The sequence below is a fragment of the Amycolatopsis sp. NPDC005232 genome (assembly GCF_040607795.1).
Classification (GTDB): domain Bacteria; phylum Actinomycetota; class Actinomycetes; order Mycobacteriales; family Pseudonocardiaceae; genus Amycolatopsis.
The window spans coordinates 188,625-210,599 of the sequence record NZ_JBEXHL010000017.1 but is presented as its reverse complement, the minus strand read 5'-3'; the positions used below and the strand labels follow the sequence as shown (position 1 = coordinate 210,599).

19 protein-coding genes and 1 pseudogene are annotated in these 21,975 nt (G+C 70.2%); 11 read left to right on the top strand and 9 right to left on the bottom strand.

The genetic code is table 11. The annotated features are described in order from the left end of the window. Nucleotides 1-42: 42 nt before the first annotated feature. The 4 genes from ABZU76_RS30255 to ABZU76_RS30240 all read left to right on the top strand — a co-directional run bounded on the left by ABZU76_RS30255 (nucleotide 43) and on the right by ABZU76_RS30240 (nucleotide 3,140). Nucleotides 43-660: a TetR/AcrR family transcriptional regulator gene (locus tag ABZU76_RS30255; protein ID WP_220244591.1), complete on the top strand. Its 618-nt coding sequence runs from the start codon at nucleotides 43-45 to the stop codon at nucleotides 658-660. A gap of 66 nt (nucleotides 661-726) precedes the next feature. Then, nucleotides 727-1,395 (top strand): biliverdin-producing heme oxygenase, encoded by a 669-nt coding sequence (locus ABZU76_RS30250; protein ID WP_354875373.1) that lies wholly within the window; start codon nucleotides 727-729, stop codon nucleotides 1,393-1,395. 209 nt (nucleotides 1,396-1,604) lie between these two features. Further along, nucleotides 1,605-2,228, top strand: coding sequence for a superoxide dismutase (locus ABZU76_RS30245; RefSeq protein WP_354875371.1), 624 nt, complete (start codon nucleotides 1,605-1,607; stop codon nucleotides 2,226-2,228). A gap of 99 nt (nucleotides 2,229-2,327) precedes the next feature. After that, a complete protein-coding gene (locus ABZU76_RS30240) occupies nucleotides 2,328-3,140 on the top strand; it encodes an arylamine N-acetyltransferase (RefSeq protein WP_354875370.1) in 813 nt (270 codons plus the stop codon). 282 nt (nucleotides 3,141-3,422) lie between these two features. Here ABZU76_RS30240 and ABZU76_RS30235 read toward each other — a convergent pair whose 3' ends face one another. The 3 genes from ABZU76_RS30235 to ABZU76_RS30225 all read right to left on the bottom strand — a co-directional run bounded on the left by ABZU76_RS30235 (nucleotide 3,423) and on the right by ABZU76_RS30225 (nucleotide 6,908). Then, the gene (locus ABZU76_RS30235; RefSeq protein WP_220247182.1) at nucleotides 3,423-4,682 is read right to left on the bottom strand and encodes an MFS transporter; all 1,260 of its coding nucleotides are present in this window, start codon (nucleotides 4,680-4,682) and stop codon (nucleotides 3,423-3,425) included. Between the two features lie 209 nt (nucleotides 4,683-4,891). Beyond that, nucleotides 4,892-5,323, bottom strand: coding sequence for a MarR family transcriptional regulator (locus ABZU76_RS30230; RefSeq protein WP_220244595.1), 432 nt, complete (start codon nucleotides 5,321-5,323; stop codon nucleotides 4,892-4,894). Nucleotides 5,324-5,441: 118 nt separating this feature from the next. Then, nucleotides 5,442-6,908 (bottom strand): NCS2 family permease, encoded by a 1,467-nt coding sequence (locus ABZU76_RS30225; RefSeq protein ID WP_354875369.1) that lies wholly within the window; start codon nucleotides 6,906-6,908, stop codon nucleotides 5,442-5,444. Between the two features lie 107 nt (nucleotides 6,909-7,015). On the opposite strand from ABZU76_RS30225, the gene ABZU76_RS30220 reads away from it, so the two are divergent. Next, nucleotides 7,016-7,243 carry a DUF2530 domain-containing protein gene (locus tag ABZU76_RS30220; protein WP_354875398.1) on the top strand — a complete coding sequence of 76 codons (228 nt, stop codon included), beginning with the start codon at nucleotides 7,016-7,018 and terminating at the stop codon, nucleotides 7,241-7,243. A 34-nt stretch (nucleotides 7,244-7,277) separates the two neighbouring features. Here ABZU76_RS30220 and ABZU76_RS30215 read toward each other — a convergent pair whose 3' ends face one another. Both ABZU76_RS30215 and ABZU76_RS30210 read right to left on the bottom strand, forming a co-directional pair. Next, nucleotides 7,278-10,091 (bottom strand): molecular chaperone Hsp90, encoded by a 2,814-nt coding sequence (locus tag ABZU76_RS30215; protein WP_354875368.1) that lies wholly within the window; start codon nucleotides 10,089-10,091, stop codon nucleotides 7,278-7,280. A gap of 1,706 nt (nucleotides 10,092-11,797) precedes the next feature. Further along, nucleotides 11,798-12,541: pseudogene (locus tag ABZU76_RS30210) on the bottom strand (DUF3027 domain-containing protein); the annotation flags it as partial. 50 nt (nucleotides 12,542-12,591) lie between these two features. On the opposite strand from ABZU76_RS30210, the gene ABZU76_RS30205 reads away from it, so the two are divergent. From ABZU76_RS30205 to ABZU76_RS30195, 3 genes are read left to right on the top strand one after another with little or no spacing between them, the layout of a single operon-like run. Continuing rightward, the gene (locus tag ABZU76_RS30205) at nucleotides 12,592-13,389 is read left to right on the top strand and encodes a glutaminyl-peptide cyclotransferase (protein ID WP_354875366.1); all 798 of its coding nucleotides are present in this window, start codon (nucleotides 12,592-12,594) and stop codon (nucleotides 13,387-13,389) included. Nucleotides 13,390-13,427: 38 nt separating this feature from the next. Beyond that, nucleotides 13,428-15,428, top strand: coding sequence for an MFS transporter (locus tag ABZU76_RS30200; protein WP_354875364.1), 2,001 nt, complete (start codon nucleotides 13,428-13,430; stop codon nucleotides 15,426-15,428). Between the two features lie 10 nt (nucleotides 15,429-15,438). Continuing rightward, nucleotides 15,439-15,915 carry a DUF2771 family protein gene (locus ABZU76_RS30195; RefSeq protein ID WP_354875362.1) on the top strand — a complete coding sequence of 159 codons (477 nt, stop codon included), beginning with the start codon at nucleotides 15,439-15,441 and terminating at the stop codon, nucleotides 15,913-15,915. Between the two features lie 58 nt (nucleotides 15,916-15,973). On the opposite strand, the gene ABZU76_RS30190 is transcribed toward ABZU76_RS30195, so the two are convergent. Continuing rightward, nucleotides 15,974-16,360: a cold-shock protein gene (locus ABZU76_RS30190; RefSeq protein ID WP_220247185.1), complete on the bottom strand. Its 387-nt coding sequence runs from the start codon at nucleotides 16,358-16,360 to the stop codon at nucleotides 15,974-15,976. A gap of 131 nt (nucleotides 16,361-16,491) precedes the next feature. Here ABZU76_RS30190 and ABZU76_RS30185 point away from each other — a divergent pair, with 131 nt between their 5' ends. Then, the gene (locus ABZU76_RS30185; protein ID WP_220244600.1) at nucleotides 16,492-16,722 is read left to right on the top strand and encodes a hypothetical protein; all 231 of its coding nucleotides are present in this window, start codon (nucleotides 16,492-16,494) and stop codon (nucleotides 16,720-16,722) included. A gap of 3 nt (nucleotides 16,723-16,725) precedes the next feature. Here the strand turns inward: ABZU76_RS30185 and ABZU76_RS30180 are convergent, their stop codons facing one another. Beyond that, complete coding sequence (locus tag ABZU76_RS30180) at nucleotides 16,726-17,331, bottom strand: HAD hydrolase-like protein (RefSeq protein ID WP_354875360.1); 606 nt, start codon at nucleotides 17,329-17,331, stop codon at nucleotides 16,726-16,728. Between the two features lie 102 nt (nucleotides 17,332-17,433). On the opposite strand from ABZU76_RS30180, the gene ABZU76_RS30175 reads away from it, so the two are divergent. Beyond that, a complete protein-coding gene (locus tag ABZU76_RS30175; protein ID WP_354875358.1) occupies nucleotides 17,434-18,054 on the top strand; it encodes a TetR family transcriptional regulator in 621 nt (206 codons plus the stop codon). A 16-nt stretch (nucleotides 18,055-18,070) separates the two neighbouring features. Beyond that, nucleotides 18,071-19,039, top strand: coding sequence for a R2-like ligand-binding oxidase (locus ABZU76_RS30170; protein ID WP_354875356.1), 969 nt, complete (start codon nucleotides 18,071-18,073; stop codon nucleotides 19,037-19,039). A 42-nt stretch (nucleotides 19,040-19,081) separates the two neighbouring features. Here the strand turns inward: ABZU76_RS30170 and ABZU76_RS30165 are convergent, their stop codons facing one another. Further along, nucleotides 19,082-20,209 carry a hypothetical protein gene (locus ABZU76_RS30165; RefSeq protein WP_354875354.1) on the bottom strand — a complete coding sequence of 376 codons (1,128 nt, stop codon included), beginning with the start codon at nucleotides 20,207-20,209 and terminating at the stop codon, nucleotides 19,082-19,084. A 63-nt stretch (nucleotides 20,210-20,272) separates the two neighbouring features. After that, nucleotides 20,273-21,931, bottom strand: coding sequence for an AMP-binding protein (locus ABZU76_RS30160; protein WP_354875352.1), 1,659 nt, complete (start codon nucleotides 21,929-21,931; stop codon nucleotides 20,273-20,275). Nucleotides 21,932-21,975: the final 44 nt, after the last annotated feature.

Sequence of the window (21,975 nt, the reverse complement as noted above, 5' to 3'; positions counted from 1 at the left end):
TATGGTGGCTGGAGCAGGTCTCAGGCAGGCAGGGGAACAACGGTGCCGAAGGTACTCGGCGGCTCGCTCGAAGCGCACCGGCGCGAGGTTCGCGCGCGGGTGTTCGAGGTGCTGCGCGCGCAGCTGTACGAGCGTGGCTTCGACGCGATCACGCTCGCCGGCGTCGCCGCCGAGGCCGGGCTGGGCCGCACCGCGCTGTACAACCACTTCCCCGACAAGGAAAGCCTGCTCGTCGCGTTCGTCGAGGACGAGGCGGCGCGCTACGTCGAGCGGCTGCGCGCGGCCGTGGAAGCCGAGACGGACCCGATCGCGCAACTGGCGACGTTCGTCCGGCTGCAGCTGCGCGTGCTCGCCGAACACCACCTGCCGCCCGGCGGCGCGCTGGAGTCGGCGCTCGCACCCGCGGCCTACCGGCGCATCAGCGCCCACGCCGATCCGATCACCGGGCAGCTGCGCGCGGTGCTGCTCGCCGGCGTCGACGCCGGCAGCTGGCCCGCACAGGACGTGGACGTGGTGGTCCCCATGATCACCGCGGCGCTCGGCACGCGGCAGGTGATCGACGTGCCCGCCGAGCGGCTGGCCGGCGTGATCGAGGCGGCCGTGCGGTTCGTCTTGCAGGCCGTCGGTTCGAGTGAACTTCCGGATCATCGTCCGATTTAGGGTAGCCTAAGTCCCCATCGTGGCCTACGCTCTATCTGACAGCTTGTCAGAAAGAGGGAGGCCGCCATGTCGGTGACCACTGAGCTCGAAGCCCGGCCGTTCTCCGGACGGCTGCGGGAGTCGACCAGGGGCGTGCACGAGCGGGCCAACCACTCCACGTACATGAACGCGTTGCTCGGCGGCGAGCTCTCGCTGGAGGGCTACACGCAGCTCGCGATCCAGTACTACTTCATCTACCAGGCCATCGAGCACGTCAGCGACACGATGACCTGCGACGCCGTCGGCCGCGAGTTCGTGTTCGACGAGCTGCGCCGGCTGCCCGCGCTCGAGCGCGACCTCGCCCGCCTCGCCGGCCCGGCCTGGCGCACCGAGATCCGGCCGCTCGCCAGCACCGAGGCGTACGCCGCGCGCATCGCCGAGGCCTCGGTGTGGGCCGGCGGGTACGTGGCGCACCACTACACGCGCTACCTGGGCGACATCGCGGGCGGCCAGATCATCCGGCGGCTACTGGAGAAGAACTTCGACCTCGCCGAGGCGGGCTCGCTGTTCTACCACTTCGACGAGATCGGCAGCGCGCCCGCGTTCCGCGACCGCTACCGCGCGAAGCTCGACGCCGCGCCGTGGGACGACGACGCCCGCGCCCGGGTGATCAACGAGACACTGGTCGCCTTCGAGCACAACGTCGCCGTGTTCGACGAGCTGGCGCTCGAACTGGACCGCTACCGGCTCGCCTGACGCCCGGGCGGATGAGGCTGATCACAAGAAGTTGACCTCCAGTTTGGTGGAGGTACAAAGCTCGGTTTCGCACGGTGCCCACCCGGGTACGCCGTAGCCGAACGAGCGGGTCCACCCTGTGGCACGGAGGCCGCCCCCGGTCGCCGCGAACCCGGGTGTGCTACTAGGTTCGGTAGTAGGAACTTGTGTCGAAGACTGAAGGAGGGCCAATGGCCCGGTACAACCTGCCCGATCTCGACTACGACTACAGCGCCCTCGCGCCCCACATCTCGGGTCAGATCAACGAGCTGCACCACAGCAAGCACCACGCGACCTACGTCAAGGGCGCGAACGACACCCTCGACAAGATCGCCGAGGCTCGCGAAGCCGGCGACTTCGGCAACATCGTCGGTCTCGAGACCACGCTGGCCTTCAACCTGGCCGGCCACGCGAACCACGTCGTCTGGTGGAAGATCCTTTCCCCGGAAGGCGGCGACAAGCCGACCGGCGAACTGGCCGCGGCGATCGACGAGGCGTTCGGCTCCTTCGACAAGTTCAAGGCGCAGTTCACCGCCGTCTCCACCACGATCCAGGGCAACGGCTGGGGCGCGCTCTCCTGGGACCCGATCGGCAAGACGCTGATCACCCAGCAGCTGCGCGACCACCACAACAACCTGATCCTGCCGACCACGCCGATCCTGCTGGTCGACGTGTGGGAGCACGCGTTCTACCTGGACTACAAGAACGTGAAGCCGGACTACGTCAAGGCCCTGTGGAACATCTTCAACTGGGGTGAGATCAGCAAGCGCTTCGACAACGCCGTCGCCGGCGGCAACGGCCTGCTGCTCAGCTGAGCCTGCTGCTTCGGCAAAAGCGGGGTTCTCCTTCACGGAGGGCCCCGTTTTTCGTTTCTCGCTTGACTTCGAGTGCACTCCAGGTGTGAGGCTGGGGTCATGGACGTCGACGCCTACCTCGCCCGCCTCGACCTCGCGTTGCCCGCCAAGGCCGACCTCGCGGCCCTGCGGCAGCTGCAGGAGCGCCACCTCGAACGCGTGCCGTTCGAAAACCTGAGCGTGCACCTCGGTGAACCCATCGAGCTGACCGAGGAAGCGCTGTTCGACAAGATCGTGCGCCGACGGCGCGGCGGCTTCTGCTACGAGCTCAACGGGCTCTTCTCGGCCCTGCTGCGCGAGCTCGGCTTCGACGCCGCATTGCGCGGCGCCCAGGTTTTCACCGACGAGGGCGAGCCGGGGCCGCCGCTGGACCACGCGGCCGTGGTCGTGGAGCTCGACGGCGAGCAGTGGCTGGTGGACGTCGGCTTCGGCCGCTTCAGCCGTGGCCCGCTGCGCCTGTCGGCCGTGGAGGTCCAGTCCGATCCGGACGGCGAGTTCCTCTTCCTGGACGCCCCGTTCGGCGACGTGGACGTGGTCATGGACGGCACGCCCGTCTACCGCCTGGAGGCGCGCGCGCGGCCGCTGACGGACTTCGTGCCGATGGCGTGGTGGCAGTCGACGTCGCCGCTTTCGGGCTTCACGCGGCGGCTCACGTGCTCGCGCCCGACCTCCCAGGGCCGCGTGACGCTGTCGGGGAACCGGCTGATCGAAACGGTCGACGGCGTGCGCAACGAGGTACTGCTGGGCACCGACAACGCCGTGCGCACCGCGTACCGCGTGTACTTCGGCCTGGAGCTCTCGCGGCTGCCGACCCCACCAGGTGGGCACCTCTTGACGGAGCCCTCGGCCGACCCGACCATGAACCCGTCATGAGCCGGTGAAGGACGCTTTGCCCGAGACCCTCGTTGGTGAACCCTCGTAAATGAACGGAGCCCCGCTCCTGGGGTTCCCAGGGGCGGGGCTCCGTCCGTTCCCGAACTGACTGCCGCTCCCACCACGAAGCGGACGTATATGAGGTTAGCCTAACCTCAACAGCCCCGGCAAGCCCCCTCTTGCGGAGACCTACCTCTCACTCGTCCGGGGGAGGGCGTGAAAAGTCCCTGAAATGCTTGAAGGGCACCCCGGCGAACCGAGATGCCCTTCGAAAGACGCAGGTCAGACGCGTTCGCGCTTGAGCACACGCAGGCCGTTGCCGAAGCGGCGCACGGGCAGCGAGACGCCGCCGCGCCGGATGAGCACCAGCGCGCACACCACGGCGGCGATCAGCGAGATCGCGCCGCCGATGTAGAACGGCGAGCGGCCGCCGAACGCGTCGGCCATCCAGCCGGTCATCGGACCGCCGATCGGGTTGCCGCCGATGAGCACCAGCACGTAGATGCCCATCACGCGGCCGCGCATCTCGGGCGAGACGGACGTCTGCACCAGCGCGTTGGCCGTGTTCAGGAACGTGATGGTGGCGAAGCCGAGCGGGATGAGGCCGAGGCCGAAGGTCAGGTAGGTCGGCATGAACGCCGTGACGAACTCGAACAGGCCGAGCAGCGCGCCGGAGATCAGCATGAGCCGCACGCGGGGCCGGCTCTTGATCCCGCGGCGCGCGGACAACAGCGCGCCCACGAAGGTCCCCACGGCGACGAGCGTGGACAACAGACCGTAACCGTCGGCCTGGGTGTGGAAGACGTTTGCGGCGACGATCGGCAGCGACGTGAAGTAGGTGATGCCGAACGTGCTGACGAAGAACATCAGCACCATCACCGTGACCAGGTCGGAGCGGTGGCGCACGTAGCGCAGGCCCTCCATGAGCTGGCCCTTCGCGCGGGGGATCGCGGGGCCACGGAAGAGCTTGGCGGGGTTCATCATCGCCAGCCCGGTGACCACGGCGATCGTGCTCACCGCGTTGGCGATGAAGAGCCAGCCGGTGCCCACCCAGGTGATCGCGAACCCGGCGATGGCCGGGCCGACGATGCGCGCCAGGTTGAAGATCGACGAGTTCAGCGCCACGGCGTTGGCGATCTGGTCGCGGCCCACCATCTCGGCCACGAACGACTGCCGCGTCGGCACCTCCATCGCCGAGGTGATGCCGAGCATCATGCACAGCAGGTACACGTGCCAGATCTGCACGACACCGGTCAGATTCAGCACGCCCAGCAACGTCGCCTGCAGGCAGTTGACGCTCTGGATGAGGATCAGCAGCCGCCGCTTGTCCACGCGGTCCGCGATCACGCCGGCTTGCAGCGACAGCAGCAGTGTCGGCGTGAACTGGAACGCGACGGCGATCCCCAGTGCGACCGGGTTGTTGCCCGAGAGCTGGAACACCAGCCAGTCCTGGGCGATGCGCTGCATCCAGGTGCCGACGTTGGAGATGACCTGGCCGGTGAAGAACAGCCGGTAGTTGCGCACGCGCAGCGACGCGAACATGCCCTTGCCGCGCTTCGGCTCCGCGGGTCTGTCGGGTTCGGCCGGCTCCTTGCGCACGCGATCGGCGCCGTCGGGCAGGCTCGGGGTGCGCTGTGTCGGGGTGCCGGGTGGTCCGGAGGCAGGCGGGCCGGCCGGCTGTGGCGCCGTGTCCTGGGTAGCAATGGTTTCGGTCGTACGCTCTGCTTCGCTACCCGTGGTCGCCACCGGTGTTAGTTCCCCGCCATCCTGTCGATGATCTCAGCGGCGCGGGAGAGCACTTCCAGCTCTTCCTCGCCGAGTTCGGCCAGTTGCCGATCCAGCCACGCCTCCCGGACGGAAATGGCCTGCTTCACGTAGGCCATGCCGCTGTCGGACAGCTCCACGATGGCCTGCCGGCCATCCGTCGGGTGCGGGCGCCGCTCGACGAACCCCATCTCCTCGAGCGCGGCGATGACCCTCGTCATCGAGGGCGGCTGGACGCCTTCCTTGGCGGCCAGCTGACCAGGCGTCAGCGGGCCGCACTTGTGCAAGGTGGACAGCGCCGCGGTCTGCGTCAACGTCACGTCGTCGCCCACGCGCTGTGCCCGGAGCCGGCGGTTGAGCCGGACCACCGCGAGACGCAGGCGGCTCGCGAGGGAGCGCTCATGCGTGTCGCCGGACATATAGTTAGCTTACCTCACGAAAATGGCGCCGAAGGGTGAACCCCGCCACCCTCCGCGATCACGCTCAGCTCAGCGCCGACCGCTTTCGGCACCGGTCAGCGCGACGCCCTTTCCACGCTCAGCTCAACGCGGCCTGGATCGGACCCACCGCGAAGTACGCCACGAAAGCCACCGCGATCACCCACATCAGCGGGTGGACCTGGCGGGCCTTGCCGGTGGCGGCGCGGATGACGACGTAGCTCACGAAGCCCGCGCCGATGCCGTTGGCGATGGAGTAGGTGAACGGCATGACGACGATCGTCAGGAAGGCCGGCAGCGCGATCGAGAAGTCCGTGAAGTCGATTTCGCGGACCTGCCCCATCATCAGCGCGCCCACGACCACCAGCGCCGGCGCGGCGGCCTCGACGGGCACGATCTGGTAGAGCGGCGTCAGGAACATGGCGGCGAGGAAGAGCACGCCGGTGACGACGTTGGCGAGGCCCGTGCGCGCGCCCTCCGCGATGCCGGAGGCGGACTCGACGAAGACGGTGTTGGAGCTGGCCGAGCCGAAGCCACCGGCCGCGCCGGCGAGGCCCTCGACGAACAGGGCGCGCCCGACGTTGGGCAGCTGCCCGTCCTTGCCGATCACGCCGCCTTCCTTGCCGAGGCCGGTCATGGTGCCCATGGCGTCGAAGAAGTCGGCGAGCACGAGCGTGAACACGAGCAGGACGACGGTGATGATCGGCAGCCGCGTCCACGCGCCGAAGGACACGTCGCCGACCAGCGACAGGTCGGGCATGCCGAGGACGTTCGATGGCAGCGCGGGGTAGCCGAGGTTCCAGCCCTTGGGATTGGTGCCGTTCGACGGCCCGGCCTTCACGATCGCCTCGACGGCGATCGCCAGCACGGTCGAGCTCAGCACGCCGATGAGGATCGCGCCCTTGACCTTCTTCGCCACGAGGATCGCGGTGAGCAGCAGGCCGACCACGAACACGGCCGTCGGCCAGGAGGCGACCGAGCCGTTGATGCCGAGGCCGACCGGGACGGTGGTGTGCGCGTCGTCGGGCAGGCGGCGCACGAAACCGGCGTCGACGAGCCCGATGAGGCAGATGAACAGGCCGATGCCGACCGCGATCGCCGACTTGAGCGCCGGCGGCACCGCGCGGAACACGGCCGTGCGGAAGCCGGTGAGCACCAGCAGGACGATGATCACGCCCTCGATCACCACCAGGCCCATGGCCTCGGGCCAGGTCATCTGGGGTGCGAGCGTGACGGCGAGCAGGCTGTTGAGGCCCAGACCGGTCGCGATGGCGAACGGGTAGTTGGCGATCAGGCCCATCAGGATCGTCATCACACCGGCGACCAGCGCCGTCACCGCGGCCACGGCCGGCACGGGCAGGATGTGGCCGAGCACGTCGGCGTGCGCCGAGGGCGTGCCCGCGGCGAAGCTGCCGATGATGAGCGGGTTGAGCACCACGATGTAGGCCATGGTCACGAACGTGACGACGCCGCCGCGGATCTCCCGCCCGGCCGTGGAGCCGCGTTCGGTGATCTTGAAGAACCGGTCCAGAGTGGACACGGCCTCCCGCTCGCGCTGATCCGTCATACCGTGCCCCTGTCTTGCTCGCTGCTGTCGTGCTCGTTGCGTGAACGCCCGGGGGTACCCTTCACCACGTGGATGAACCGATCAATCCCGCGGAGGTAACGGGCTCGTTGCGGCACACGCCGGACCTGCCCAAGCGCCTGACCGACCTGACCCCGGTGGTGATCGTAGGTACCTCGGCGTGGGCCGTCGCGCTGGTGGTGCTCTTTTTCGTCGCCGACGGTGTGTGGGTGTGGACGGCGTTCGCCGGGATCGTCCTGGGGTTCATCGGCTTCGGCATCATCTTCTGGCAGCGCGCGGCGGCCCGGCGGGGGTCGAAGTCGGCGCAGCGGCTGTAGTTCGGCTCGGCGTCTCTAGGTCGACACAGCGCCTCTAGTTCAGGAACGTGTGCGGCGCCGGGTCGTCGAGCAGTGCGGTGATGCGGTAGCGCTCGGTCCAGTGGTCGGTGGCCCAGGCGAACGCGCGGGCCAGACCTTCCGACGTGTCGGCGGCGTGGAGGCGGTTGTCCTCGTCCGACCACCACGGGACGTCGGCGGTGGTGCCGTCGACGGTCACGGTGAGCACGTCGTGCAGCAGCGGGCCGCCCTCGGGCACGGTGAGGCCGAGCTGGTCGGCGACGAGGCGGATCGCGGGCAGGTCGGCCCAGGCGACGTACTCGCCGGTGCTGGTCACCTCGTTCGGCAGGGCGCCGGCGAGAGGGACGTCGAGCAGTTCGGCGAGGTGTTCGGGGTCTTCGGGGGCGGCGATGATCTTGGTCGCCGGCAGCGCGGAAGCCGGCCACGGGACGTCGAGGACCACGGCTTTGTCGGCGTCTGTCACGCTCCCGTCGGCCGTGCGGACGCGGACCGGGGCGTCGAGGTCGTCGACGTCCACGGGCGACTGCACGAGCGCGCGGTGGGCGCGCGCGGCGAGGCCCGGCGTGAGCGTGCGGGCCGGGTCGCCGAGGCGGTCGAGCAGGTCGGTGACGTCTTCGGCCGTCGCGAGGTCGAGCGTGGTCCGGACGCCGGCGGCCTGGAGCAGTTCGACGGTGAGCTCGAGGTCGGGCACCTCGTCGTAGAGGCCGGCGAGGTCGGCCGCGGCAGGCAGGCGCCAGGAGCCGGGGGCTTCGCCGGCGAGCAGGGCGTAACGAGCGAGCCACCAGCCCGCGTGGCCTTCGGGCGCGTGCAGCGCCTGCCACGTCTCGGGCCGCGCGGCGATGAGGCGCAGCGCGGCGGGCCACGCGTCGTCGGCGACGAGGTCGAGGTCCCTGATCGCCAGGACAGCCGTCGGCGGGCGTTCAGCCGAGTCCCACCACACGTCTTCGTCGGGCAGGCCGTGGTCGGGCTCGTGCGGCTCCTCGTCGCGGATGACGGCGAACGAGTCGAGCACGCCGGCCGCTTCGAGTGTCGGCTGTGGCCAGTCCTCGGCGAACTCCTCGTCGAGAACGGACAGGGCACCGTCCTCTTCGAACACTTCGGAGTCGAACACGTCGAGAAGAGGAGACGCCGGCAGCACGAGCTCGTCGGCCCGGCGCCAGCCGTCTTCGGACGGGAGGGCAAGCGCACCGGCCCACTCCGGCGCGTCGTCACCGCACTCCGCGATCAGCCTCAGCACGGCGCCCGCGAGGTTCATCCCGTCCAAACCGGACCGGACGTCTTCCACACTGCGTTCCACGGCGTACTGCACCTGCTCGGCTTCGAGCAGCTGACGGGCGTCGGCGTGCTTGGCGCCCAAGCGCTCCAGCAACGGGTGCGCCGCCGCGGGGTGCACGAGCCGCAGCCCCGGAACGTCCACATCGGACAGGAGTTCGAGCAGCTCGTTCGACCCGTCGAGCAGCAATGTGCCGCGCGCGCCGGGCAGCGTGCGTCCGTCGGACAGCGGCACCGGGAGCCCGTCGAGCTGCGCCGGCGACACGTCGTGCGTGTCCACGGCCACGGCGAGCGCCGCGTACAGCCGGTGCCACCACCCGGGTTCACGGCCGATCCCGGTGAGCACCTCCAGCACGTCCTCGACGCCGATCGCCTGCGCCGACACGGGCTTCAGCACCCGTGCGGCCCCCGCCGGCGCGGCCACCAGGCCGGGCACGAGGTCGGCCAAGAGCGGCGGCAAGTCCGGCACGTCGACGTCGAGCACCTTCGCCTGCCGGCCGGACACCGCCTTGTTGTCCATAGTGGACAACCATGGCTGCGTTGCCAGCTCGGAGAAAACCTGATCCCTCAGCTGCGCGTCCACTGTCGACCGCGGGAAGCCGCCCTGGGGCACCAGCACGAACCGATGTTCCTGCGGCACAGCCCTGACGAGCCCGACGTAGTTCTTCGCCGCCGCTGCGATCGCCTCATCCAGCGCCGCCCCGGGCAACACCCTCCGCCGCGACGGCTCCAGCGGCACGGGCGCGATCAACCGCGCCGGCAGCGACAACGCCTCATCCGTCGGCGTCGGCGCGTGCAACACGTCTTCGTCCAGCGGCTGCGGCACCCCGTCCGCGTCGATCGGCACGGCCCAGCCCTCGTGCGTCAGCCACCTTCGGCTCTTCTCGGGCCCGGCGATCTCGACCTGATCCGTGCCGGTGCGCGTCCAAACGCGACCGTCCACTTCAGCCTCACCCAACCACGGCAAGGCCAGCAGCAGGTCGGAAATCTCTTCCTGGAGGGCGTCCAGCAGCGCCTTCCCACTCTCCGGCTCCCGCAGAGGCAGCCGCACTTCGGTGTCGAACCCCTCCGGCGGAGCCTCCTCGGAAGGCCACGGCAGCCGCAGCACGGGCACATCCCCGTCCCGCCCGGCCGCCTCCCGCGTGCGCTCCGCGGAGAACCGCACCCCACCTCGCGCCGAAACGACCCGCGGCTCGTCGGACACGGTCAACACCGCCGCGAACCCGACGCCAAACCGCCCGACCGTGTCCAGCCGCTCCTTCGCCGACGCCCGCAACGACGCCAACGACTCCACACCCCGCGTATCCAGCGGCGCCCCGGTGTTGGCGAACCTCAGCTCACCGTCCACAACGGACACCCTGACCCGGCCGGGGGTCTCGGCCGCCTGCGCCGCGTCCGCCGCGTTCTGCGCCAGCTCCACGAACAGCCGATCGCGATACGCCCCAACCCTCAAGTCACGCTCGGCGTTGGTGTCCTCCACAAACCGCGTCGGCGAGTCCCGCCACGCGCGCAACATCGCCTCGCGCAGCCGCCCCGTCCCGAACGGATCCGCCCCCATGCCCTCATTCACCGGGGGCCGTCACCACTCTCAGCGCCACGGTCACCCTCGCCGGCCTGTACTTCGGCGGCGCGGTCCGCTTCGGCGGCGTGAGCTGCTTCGCCTGCTTCGGCAGCGTGGGCTGCGTCGCCCGCTTCGACGCCTTCACTCGCTTCAGCGACCTGGCTCACTTCAGCGGCTCCGATTGCTTCGGCACCTTCGCGCGCTTCGGCGGCGTCGGTGGCTTCGGTCGCCTTCGTCGCTTCGGCGGGTTCGGCAGAACCGCTGGCAGCTTCCTCGAACGACTCCTCAACCGTCGCCGCTTCCGGCGCCGCGCTGTCCGCGATCTCGTCGGCCGCGGAAACCGCCTGGGCCTCGGGCACCGCAGGGTCGGCGACCGCTGTGGTTTCCGCGCCCGCGCCATCCTGCGCAGCCGGCTCGGCGGCAGCTTCCTCAGAAGCTCCGGCGTGAACCTCGCCGGCCGGTTCCGAACCCTGCTCGGCGGTGTGATCCGCCCACAGCCCCACCGCTTCCCAGGCCGCAGCAGCCGGCTTAGCAGGGGCAGTGGCCTCGGGCTCCGAGGTCACAACTGCGGAGTCCTCAACCGCATCGGCCGCCGGGGTAGCGGCGGGCTCAGCCGCCTGATCCGCCTGGGGCGCCGCAACTTCAGCGATCGAGTCGGCAGGCGCTTCGTCCACCGCCGACTCAGCAGCAGTCTCGACCTCAGCGGTCGGGGCAGCCGCCGCCACCGCATCGGCGGCGGGAGCCGCCTCCGGGGCAGAAGTCGCCGCAGTCGGCTCGGCCGAGGCAGTCGCCTCAGGCTGCGAGGTCGCCGCCGCGGTGTCGGCGGAGGCATCCGGCGCAACCGGAGCCGACTCGGCCGAAGTCACCGAAGGCTTGGCGGCCGGTTCGGTGGCGGGGGCTGCCGCAGAAGCCGGGGTCGCCGCAACCGGCTCGGTCGAGGCAATCGCCGCGGGCTCCGAAGTCACAGCCGCGGCGTCGGCAGCTGCATCCGGAGCCGGGGTGAGCACAGTCGATTCGGCGATCGAGTCGGTCGAAGCATCCGCGAGCGACTCGGCGGCGGGAGCCGCCTGCGAAGTGGCAACTTCAGCGGCCGAGTCCGCAGGCGCTTCTTCCACCGCCGGCTCGGCGGCTTCGACCTCAGGCAAGACAGCCGGGGGCAACCCCGCCTCTTCGGAGGCGGAAGCCGTCTCCGGTGCCGAGGCCGTCGCGGCCCGTTCGGCCGAGGCAATCGCCTCCGGGTCCGCAGTCCCAGCCTCGGTGGCGGGAGCCTCGGGAGCCGCGGCCGGCTCGGCAGAGACAGTCGCCTCCGGCTGCGAGGTCTCGGCCGCAGTGTCGGCGGCCGCATCCGGCGCCGGGGTGACCGCGGTCGGCTGGGTGATCGAGTCAGCCGAAGCATTGGCGGCCGGCTCAGCAGGGCCCGTGGCCTCGGGCTGCCCGGCAGCAGGAGCGTCCGAAGAAGCCTCCGCAGCCGCGTTCGTCGCGAGAGTCTCGCCGGCCGGGGTTTCGGTGATCCCAGCCGAGGCAGCCGCCCCGACAGCGAGCTCAACAGCAGCAACCTCAACCGCGGCGACCTCAGCAGCAGCCTCCGGCTCCACCGTCGCCACGGTGGAAGCCTCTTCAGCAGCAGCCGACGAAGCCTCCGCAACCACCTCCGACGACGAAGCAGCAGCCGCAGAGGCCTCAGGCTCAGCATCCGAAACAAAGTCGATCAACGAATCGTCATAAACCAGTTCCGCCACCGGGATCGACGAGGTGATCTCCACCTCCACCTCGGAATGCGCGCCACACCCGTACTCGACGTCCACCGCGTGGCCGTCGGCCGGGGCGATGTCGTTGGTGCACACCCCGAACGCCCCGCGCAGGGACCCGGCGAGCGGCACGAAAAACCCACAGGACCCACAAGTGGCCGGAGCGCTCCGGGCCATGTCGGAGCGCGGGCCGAACTCGCCGCCGTGCCAGCGGGTGGCGGCGTCCTGGCGGCCGTAGCGGGAGAGGACGTGGACGCGGCCCAGGCCGACGTCGTGGGCGACCTCTTCGACGGCCGGGTCGTCGGACTGCAGGTACGCGGGCGCGAGGCGCGGGTCGTCCTTGTCGGTGGGGAAGATGTCGCCCACGCCGAGGTCGCCGGCGCGCACGCGTTGCTCCCAGGGGACCCACGTGGGTGCGACCAGGGAGTCCGGGCCGGGCAGGAGGGCGAGCTCGCTCACGGTCACCGGCTCGTCCAGGCCTGCGACGGCGACCGTCACGGCCCAGCACCAGCCGTGGTAGCCGGGCACCGACGCCTCGAACAGGTGGGTCGCCGAGACGGCGTCCTCGGAGGTCACGGCGACGTGCTCGCCGACCTGCTCGGCCGGGGCGTCCGCCAGCACAGCTTCGCGCGCAAAGTCTTCCGCGTCCGCGAGCTTCCGCTGGATAGAGCCGTCGTCCAGGGTCAACAGCAACGTCATGGCCCCAATTGTGCCGCACGCATCCGCGCGGCCCGTGCCAGGCTGTTCCCGTGCGCACTCCCCTGACGCGAACCCCGTTGATCTGGCCGCTGCTGGCGGTGGCTCTGCTCGGCGGCTGCGCCGGCACGCAGGCGACACAACCCCCGCCCGAAGAGCTCACTGTGCAGGTGCTGCAGACGCTGCCGCACGACACGTCGGCCTTCACCGAGGGCCTCGAGTTCGCCGGCACGACGCTGTACGAGAGCCGCGGCCTCTCCGGCGAGTCCGCGCTCACCGCGGGCGCCGCCGGCCAGAAGCCCACCACGCGCGTGGCGCTGCCGTCGCCGCTGTTCGCGGAGGGCATCACGATCCTCGGGCCCAAGCTGTGGCAGCTGACCTGGCAGGACGGCTTCGCCATCGAACGCGATTCGAAAACCTTGGCCGAGCTGCGCCGCGTGCCCTTCGACGGCGAGGGCTGGGGTCTGTGCCACCAGCCCAGCGGCCGGCTGGTCATGAGCAACGGCACCTCGCAGCTCACGTTCCGTGACCCGCAGACGTTTGCGGTCACCGGGAGCGTCGACGTCGGCGTGGACCAGCTCAACGAACTCGAGTGCGTCGGTGACACGGTGTACGCGAACGTGTGGAAAACCGGCACCATCCTTCGCATCGACTCCAAAACCGGACACATCACCGGACGCATCGACGCCGGCGGACTCCGCACCCCGGTCAACCCCGGAGAAGACGTGCTCAACGGCATCGCGGCCGTCCCCGGCACCGACGAATTCCTCGTCACGGGCAAGCTCTGGCCCGCGATGTACCGGGTGAAGTTCGTCCCCGCCGGCGCCGCCGGGACACAGAACGGCACGTGATCGGGCGGAACGGCACCCGGATGAGGCAGGATTGACGCGTGGCACTCTTCGGTTCGCACTCCGAACCCGACGGCACCTTCTCCGGGCGGTCGGGCAAGGGTCGCGGCCGGAAGTCCAAGCGCAAGTGGACGCCGGAGCCCAGCGCCGCCCAGGCCCGCTCCTGGCGCGACTCGCCGCAGCCCACCCGCGTCGACCCCGCCGCGCACCCGGTCGAACCACCGACCCGGGGCGTCGCGGCGGAGCCCCCGACCCGGCGTGTCCCGGCCGACCCGCCGCGCGCACGCCCCGAGCGGCACGAAGAGCGGTACGAACCCCGCGCTCGTCCTGAGCGGCTCCCGCCCGAAGGCCGGGAGCCGCGCGCCCGAAGCCCGTTCTACGACGAGCCCCGCACCCCGACCGCCGACGAGGCCCCCACCGGCGCCGTCCCCCTCGGCCACCGACCGCCGCCACCCAGGGGCGCGCGGCCGTACCCGTCGCAAGACCGCCGCACCGAACCCGTCCGGCCCCGCCCAGACAGCCCTCGGCCCGGCAGCAGCGAGTACGAGCACTACGACACCGGCGGCTACGCCGGCGAACCCCGCGTCGGCCCCGAACGTGACGAGGAACTCCGCACCACCGCCGTCCCCGGTGCCGGCTCGATCCCGAAGCTGCCGAAGAAGATCACCGTCACACGCGTCGCCGCGTTGCGCAGCCGGCAGCTGAGCGGACAGGCCATCGGCATGTTCCAGCGCGCCACCAAAGCCGACGGCGCGGACAAGTCGGGCCTCACGTCGCTGATGTACGCGGTGATGCTCAACTACGCAAGCGACGCCGCCATGGCCATCGCGCTCGCCAACACGCTCTTCTTCGCCGCTACCAGCGGCGAGAGCAAGGGCAAAGTGGCGCTGTACCTGCTGATCACCATCGCGCCGTTCGCGCTCGTCGCGCCCGTGATCGGCCCGGCGCTGGACAAGATCCAGCGCGGCCGCCGCCTCGCGATGTGCGTGGCCTCGATCGGCCAGGGCCTGATGGCCGTGGTCATGGCCCTGCACTTCGACGACTGGCTGCTCTACCCCGCCGCGCTCGGGATGATGGTGCTGTCGAAGTCGTTCACCGTGCTCAAGGCCGCCATCACGCCGCGCGTGGTGCCGCCGGAGATCACGCTGTCGAAGACCAACGCGCGGCTCACGATCTTCGGCCTCGTCGCCGCCGGAGTGTTCGGCGGGCTGGCCAGCGGTGTCAACGCGATCAGCGGTTCCGCCGGCGCGTTGTGGTTCACCGCGTTGATCTGCGTGGCCGCGGCCGTGCAGTCGATGCGGATCCCGTCGTGGGTCGAGGTGACCGAGGGCGAGGTGCCCACGTCGCTGTCGGCGCGGCCCGAACCGACGCAGAAGAAGCAGCGCCAGCCGATGGGCCGCCACATCGTGGTCGCCTTGTGGGGCAACGGATCCGTGCGCGTGCTCACCGGCTTCCTCATGATGTTCGCCGCGTTCGCGGTGAAGGCGCAGACGGAGGGCACGGGCCACAGCCCGTTCATGCAGCTGCTCCTGCTGGGCATCATCGGCGCCGCGGCCGGGGCGGGTGGCTTCGTCGGTAACGCCCTGGGCTCACGCCTGCAGTTCGGCGCGCCGGACCAGGTGATCGTGTGGTGCGTGGCCGCGTGCGCGGGTGTGACGCTCATCGCCACGCTCCTGCCCGGACTCGCGACGGCCGCGGTCGTCGGCCTCGTCGGCGCCACGGCGAGCGCGCTCGCGAAGATCAGCCTCGACGCCGTGATCCAGGAAGACCTGCCCGAGCAGTCGCGCGCGTCGGCGTTCGGGCGCTCGGAAACGGTGCTGCAGCTGGCCTGGTGCTTCGGCGGCGCCGTCGGTCTGCTGCTGCCGCCGACGTACTGGATCGGCTTCCTCGTGGTCACGGTGCTGCTCGGCGTCGGCCTCACGCAGACCTACCTCGTGCAGCGCGGCGGCTCGCTCGTGCCGGGACTGGGCGGAAACCGGCCACTGCGGCCCGAACCGACCGGCAGCTTCCCCGCGCAGGGCGCGTCCCGGGAGCGCCGGTAATCTTCGGACCATGCGACGTTCCCGATTGGTAGCCGTGCTCGCGGCCGGTGGTCTCGCCGTGGCCGGCTGCTCGGTGCCAGGGCCGGCCGAGGTGACGTTCTACGGCGATGGGCACACGATCAACGTCGGGCCGATCGGCAACTGCGACGTCAAGACCGGCATCTGCGCCGCCAACCCCGGCGCCGCGGGCACGCTGAAGCTGCGCCCGGGCAAGCCCGTGCAGATCTCCGTGCCGAAGGAGGTCGCGGAAGGTCCGTGGAAGGTGACGGTGCAGTTCGTCAACGGCAAGGGCCAGCCCCAGCCGTTGAAGGAAGACATCATCACCAGCGGCGACCGCTACGCCTACACCGCGACGCCGCCCACCAAGGACGACCAGATCGTGGTGGTGGAGATCGCGCAGGCCACCGTGGTCAGCCGCACGGGCGACCCCAACGACGCGGAGCCGATCACCTCGGCCCTGTGGTCGCTGCAGGTTCAGCCCGCCTGACGGCACGACGAGTGAAGGGCACCCGTCGAGGTGCCCTTTCACCGCAAAAGATGCGGGCTCAGGGGTCGATGTCCCGGGCGACCGCGCGCATGATCTCCGCGATCTGCTTGGTGTTCTTGCGATCCGGGTAGCGGTTGCGGCGCAAGTCCGGCTGGACCTTCAGCTCGAGGAGCTTGATCATGTCCTCGATCAGGCCGTGCAGCTCCTCGGCGGGACGCCGGCGCGCTTCGGCAACCGACGGCGGCGGGTCCAGCAGCCGGACGGAGAGCGCCTGCGGCCCGCGACGGCCGTCGGCGACGCCGAACTCCAGCCGCTGCCCGGCCTTGAGCCCCTCGACGCCCTGCGGCAGCGCGGCCTTGCGGATGTAGACGTCGGCTCCGCCGTCCTGCGTGACGAACCCGAACCCCTTCTCCGCGTCGTACCACTTGACCTTGCCGGTCGGCACTTCCCTCACCAGTCCTTCTGCTGTGTTGCTCACGACGAACGCGCCCCGGGCGTACCCAGGGCGCGCGTCCGCTTAGCGTATCTCGCCACATGCCCTGGGGAGAAGCGGATACGGCCGTTACCCTCAGCGCCATGGACAACGCAGCAAAGCAGACCGCGGGCAAACCGATCCTCATGCGGATCGGGATCGGCCTGTTCGCCATCGGGCTGCTCGCCGTGCTGGCCGTCTTCGTGATGTTCGCCGCCGGTCTGGAGAACCTGCCGGTGTGGCTCAGCGCGGTGGCCGGCGTGGTGACGCCGCTGGGCCTGCTGCTCGGCCTGATCGCGCTGGTCCGCGAGGCGCGCGCCGGCAAGCACGGCTGAGCCTCAGAACGCGCGGGCGAACCACTCCGGGAACTGCGTCAGCGAGCCGAACACCACGTCGGCTCCCTCTGCGAGCAGCTCTTCCCTCGTGCAGGGCCCGGTGGTGACGCCGACCGCGAGCGCGCCGGCCGCGAGCGCGCCTCGTACGTCGCCGAGGTGATCTCCGACATACGCCCGCGCGTCGTGCTCCTTGAGCGCCACGGCTTTCTGGGTGGACCACAGCTCGCCCACGAGCTCGTCGACCTCCAGCCCGAGCGCCTCGACGTGCAGGCGCGCGTTGGGCCCGTACTTGCCGGTGACCACGAGCGTGCGCCCGCCCGCCGCGCGCACGGCCTTCAGCGCTTCCGCCGCGCCCGGCAGCGCGACCGTGCTCGGCACGACAAGGCCGGGGTACAGCGCGCGGAACCGATCCACCAGGCCCGGGATCCGCTCCTCGGGCGCCTCGAAGCCGCGCAGGATGTCGTCAAGCGGCGGGCCGAGGTTGGCGGCGAAGTGCTCGCCGTCGAGCGGCAGGCCCGCCTCCGCGCCCAGCGCGTTCATCGCCGCGACCATGCCCGGCCGCGGGTCGATCAGCGTCATGTCCAGGTCGAAGCCCACGGTGATGCTCACGTCCGCCACGGTAGCGGGGACCACCGACAGAACCGGCCTGTACATCCGATTGTGGTCAGTAAACCTTCTTGACACGACCTCGATCTGTGTCAAGCTGACGGTGTGACGAGCTTCACCGAGCGCACCAAGGCATCGCTGCGCGAAGCACTGCTCGACGCGGCCGCGGACCTGCTCCCCGACCGCGGCTACCAGGCACTTCGCATGGCCGACGTCGCGGCGCGCGCCGGCGTGAGCAGGCAGACCGTCTACAACGAGTTCGGCAGCAAGGCGGCGCTCACGCAGGCCGTGGCGCTGCGTACGGCGGCGGAGTTCCTCGACGGCATCCGCCGCCGCTTCGAGAGCGCCGACGGGCTGATCCCCGGCATCCACGGCGCCGTCGTCTACACGATCGAGCACGCCCGCGAGAACCGGCTCGTCGCCGCCGCGATCGGCACGGAGGCGGGCGAGGACCTGCTCCCCCTGCTCACCACCAAGGGCGAGCCCATCCTCACGGCCGCCGCCGACCTGGCAACCGAGCAGTACCGCTCGCTGGAGCCCCGTTTGTCGCAGAAGTCCGCCGCACTGCTGGCGGAGACGGTGGTGCGGCTGTCCCTGAGCCACCTGGTGCTGCCGACGCACTCCGCGACCGAGGCGGCCGACGCCGTGGTGGCGGTTCTGGCGCCGGCGATCGAAAGCTTCCTTTCACCGACAGACTTGTCCATGGAATCGTCCACAATGGAGTGACACGAAAGGGCCGGACATGACGGACACGCTTCCCGAGCTGCGCAGCGGGTTTTCGTCGCTGCGCAGGGGTGGGCTCAACTGGGACTCGTTCCCGCTGCGCCTGTTCGTGAAGGGCAACAAGAAGTTCTGGAACCCCGCCGACCTCGACTTCAGCCGCGAACGCGAGGGCTGGGAGAGCCTGACGCCGGAGCAGCGCCGCTCGACGACGTACCTCGTGGCGCAGTTCATCGCCGGCGAGGAGGCCGTGACGGAGGACATCCAGCCCTTCATGCGCGCGATGTCCTCGACCGGCCGCTTCGGCGACGAGATGTACCTGACGCAGTTCTGCTTCGAGGAGGCCAAGCACGTCGAGGTCTTCCGCCGCTGGATGGACGCCGTCGGCCTCGACGAGGATCTGCACCCGTACGTCGCCGAAAACCCCCACTACCGCAAGCTTTTCTACGAAGAGCTGCCGCAGTCACTGCGCGCCCTGGAGGACGATCCCAGTCCCCTCAACCAGATCCGCGCGAGCGTCACGTACAACCACGTGATCGAGGGCAGCCTCGCGTTGACGGGCTACTACTCGTGGCAGCTCATCTGCACCCAGAACCAGATCCTGCCCGGCATGCAGGACCTCGTCCGCCGCATCGGCGACGACGAACGCCGCCACATGGCGTGGGGCACCTTCACCTGCCGCCGCCACGTCGCCGCCGACGACTCGATGTGGGACGCCGTGCAGCAGCGCATGGGCGAACTGCTGCCCCACGCGCTCAACATGATCCAGTGGGTGCAGGACCAGTTCGAGGAAGTCCCCTTCGACAACGACCCGCAGGAGTTCGTCCAATACGCGGCCGACCGCGCACAACGGCGGTTGGGCGCCATCGAGTCGGCCCGCGGGACGCCGGTGGAGCAGATCGACCTGGACTACTCGCCGGAGCAGCTGGAGGAGACCTTCGGGGAGGAAGACGAGAAGACGCTGGCGGAAGCCGCCGCGGCAGCTTCCTGACGCACAGGCCGTCCCCGATGCCCTCGGGGACGGCCCGCTGCGTCACCTCCAGATGACGCCGTGCCAGACGTCCCCGTAAGACATCCCCGCGGTGACGCCGCGCGCGTTGATTAGCAGTGCCGCCGCGGAAGTGTGGCCCGGCAAGGGTTCCAGCCTCGTGCGAGTGCCGTCCGGCGCCCACTTGGCGCCGACGCCCTCGGCCTGACCCACGATCGTGCCGGCGCGGTTGATGGCGCTGGCCGCCGCGTTGCGGGTGTCGCTCGGCAAGTACGTCGGGCGGCCCGCACGGTCCCATCGCGTCGCGTAGCTGCCGCCGAAGTCCGGGTCGACGATCCCGACGACGGTGCCGTTGTCGCTGATCCCCGACGCGTACCCCGAGCTCGGCGCCTCGGTTTCACCCAGTGTCACGACGCGGCCCGAGGGGTCCCACCGCTTGGCCACGGGGTTGCCGCCGATCGTGATCGAGCCGGTGATCGTGCCGTCACGGGAGATCCCGACGACACGGCCGTACTCGCCCTCCGGTGTGAGGTCGGTGATCCGGCCGCGCTCGTCCCAGCGCACGACGTGGGTGTCGCCGCCCGCGTCGTCGGCGGTACCGGCGACGACGCGACCGTCGGGCGTGATGTCGTCGGCCCACGTCGAGCCGCCCCCGGGCAAGCCGGGCAGTTCGCGGACGGTGCCGTCGCGCTCCCACAGCAGCGCGTGGGAAATGGTGCCGTCGTAGGAAGAGCCCACGATGCGGCCGGTGTCGCTGATCGCGTTCGCGCCCCCGCCCACGCCTGGGGTGGCCAGCTCCGTGACGGTGCCGTCAGCAGCCCAGCGAGCGGCGCGCTGAGCGCCTTTCGTGTCGTCGGCGACTCCGACGGCCACGTCGGCCTGGTTCACCGCCACGGCCTGGCCCAGCGCGCCCCCGAGCGTCGGCAGCACGGTGGCCTCGCCGGTGGCCGACCACTTCATCGGGTGGTACAGGATCCGCACGTCGCGCGGGTAGGACTCGCCCACGACGGTGCCGCGGTCGTTGATCGCCTCGACCCCGGTGTAGGTGTCGCCCGCGCGTGGCGCGAGCTCGATCGGCCCGGCCGGCGCGGCCATGGCGCCGGCGGCTGGTGCGAGCACGGTGATCGTCGCCGCCGCGACCCCCACGGCGAACGCTCTTCGGCTGACCTTCACGATGTTCCCCCTTCGTCGGTCTCCGAGGGGGAACACGCGCGACTCTGTTGTCCGGTTGCCCGCCTAAGCGTGTTTCGCCGAAGCGGCGTCTTCGAGGCCCAGCAGCGTCACGGACTGCTCGCGCATCTCGACCTTGCGCACCTTGCCCGTCACGGTCATCGGGAACCCGTCGACGATGTGGACGTAGCGCGGGATTTTGTAGTGCGCCAGCTTGCCCTGCGAGAACTCGCGCACGGCCTCGGCGGTGAGCGGCTGCGCGCCCTCGCGCATCTGGATCCAGGCCATGAGCTCTTCGCCGTACTTGACGTCGGGCACGCCGATGACCTGTGCGTCGAGGACGTCCGGGTGCGTGTAGAGGAATTCCTCGATCTCGCGCGGGTACACGTTCTCGCCGCCGCGGATCACCATGTCCTTGATGCGGCCGGTGATGTTGAGGTAGCCGGCCTCGTCCATCACGGCGAGGTCGCCGGTGTGCATCCAGCGCGCGGCGTCGATCGCCTCGGCCGTCTTGTCTGGCTGTTCCCAGTAACCGAGCATCACGGAGTAGCCGCGCGTGCAGAGCTCGCCGGGCACGCCGCGCGGCACGGTGAGGCCCGTCTCGGGATCGACCACTTTGGACTCGAGGTGCGGCCCGACACGGCCGACCGTGGACACGCGGCGCTCCACCGAATCGTCCGCACGCGTCTGCGTGGAGACCGGCGAGGTTTCCGTCATGCCGTAGCAGATCGACACTTCCGTCATGCCCATCCGGTCGATCACCTGCTTCATCACCTCGACCGGGCAGGGCGAGCCCGCCATGATCCCGGTGCGCAGCGACGACAGGTCGAACTCGCCGAAGTCCGGGTGGTTCAGCTCCGCGATGAACATCGTGGGCACGCCGTACAGCGACGTGCACCGCTCCGCCTCCACTGCCTCCAGCGTCGCCCGCGGGTCGAACGCCGGCGCCGGGATCACCATGCACGCGCCGTGGCTGGTGCACGCGAGGTTGCCCATCACCATGCCGAAGCAGTGGTAGAAGGGCACGGGGATGCACACGCGGTCTTCTTCGGTGTAGTTGCAGAGCTCGCCGACGAAGTAGCCGTTGTTGAGGATGTTGTGGTGGGACAGCGTGGCGCCCTTGGGGAAGCCCGTGGTGCCAGAGGTGTACTGGATGTTGATGGGGTCGTCGGCGCTCAGGTTTTTCTGGAGCTCGGCCAGGGCCGCCGGGTCGCCACCCGCACCCTTGGCCATGAGGTCCGTCCACGCGTCGGTGCCCAGCAGCACCACGAACTCGAGCCGGGCGCAGTTGGGCCGGACCTGCTCCACCATCGCCGGGTAGTCCGACGTCTTGAACCTGTCCGCCGCCACGAGCATCCGCACACCGGACTGGTTGAGCACGTACTCCAGCTCGTGCGAGCGGTACGCGGGGTTGATGTTGACGAGGATCGCGCCGATTTTGGCCGTCGCGTACTGGAGGAGCGTCCACTCCGCCCGGTTCGGCGACCAGATCCCGACGCGGTCCCCCTTGCCGATCCCGGTGGCGACGAGCCCGTGCGCGAGCTGGTCGACGTCCTTTTTGAGCTCGGCATACGACCACTTCGTGCCGGCCGCGCGATCCACCATCGCGTCACGCTCGGGAAACGCGGCCACGGTACGGTCGAAGTTGTCCCCGATGGTGTCACCCAGCAGGGGGACGTCGGACGTCCCGGAGGCATAACTGGGCAGGGCGGGCGCGTCGGGCATGGTTGCCTCCCGGTGGGGTCTTCGTCGACACCCGCGAGTCTAGG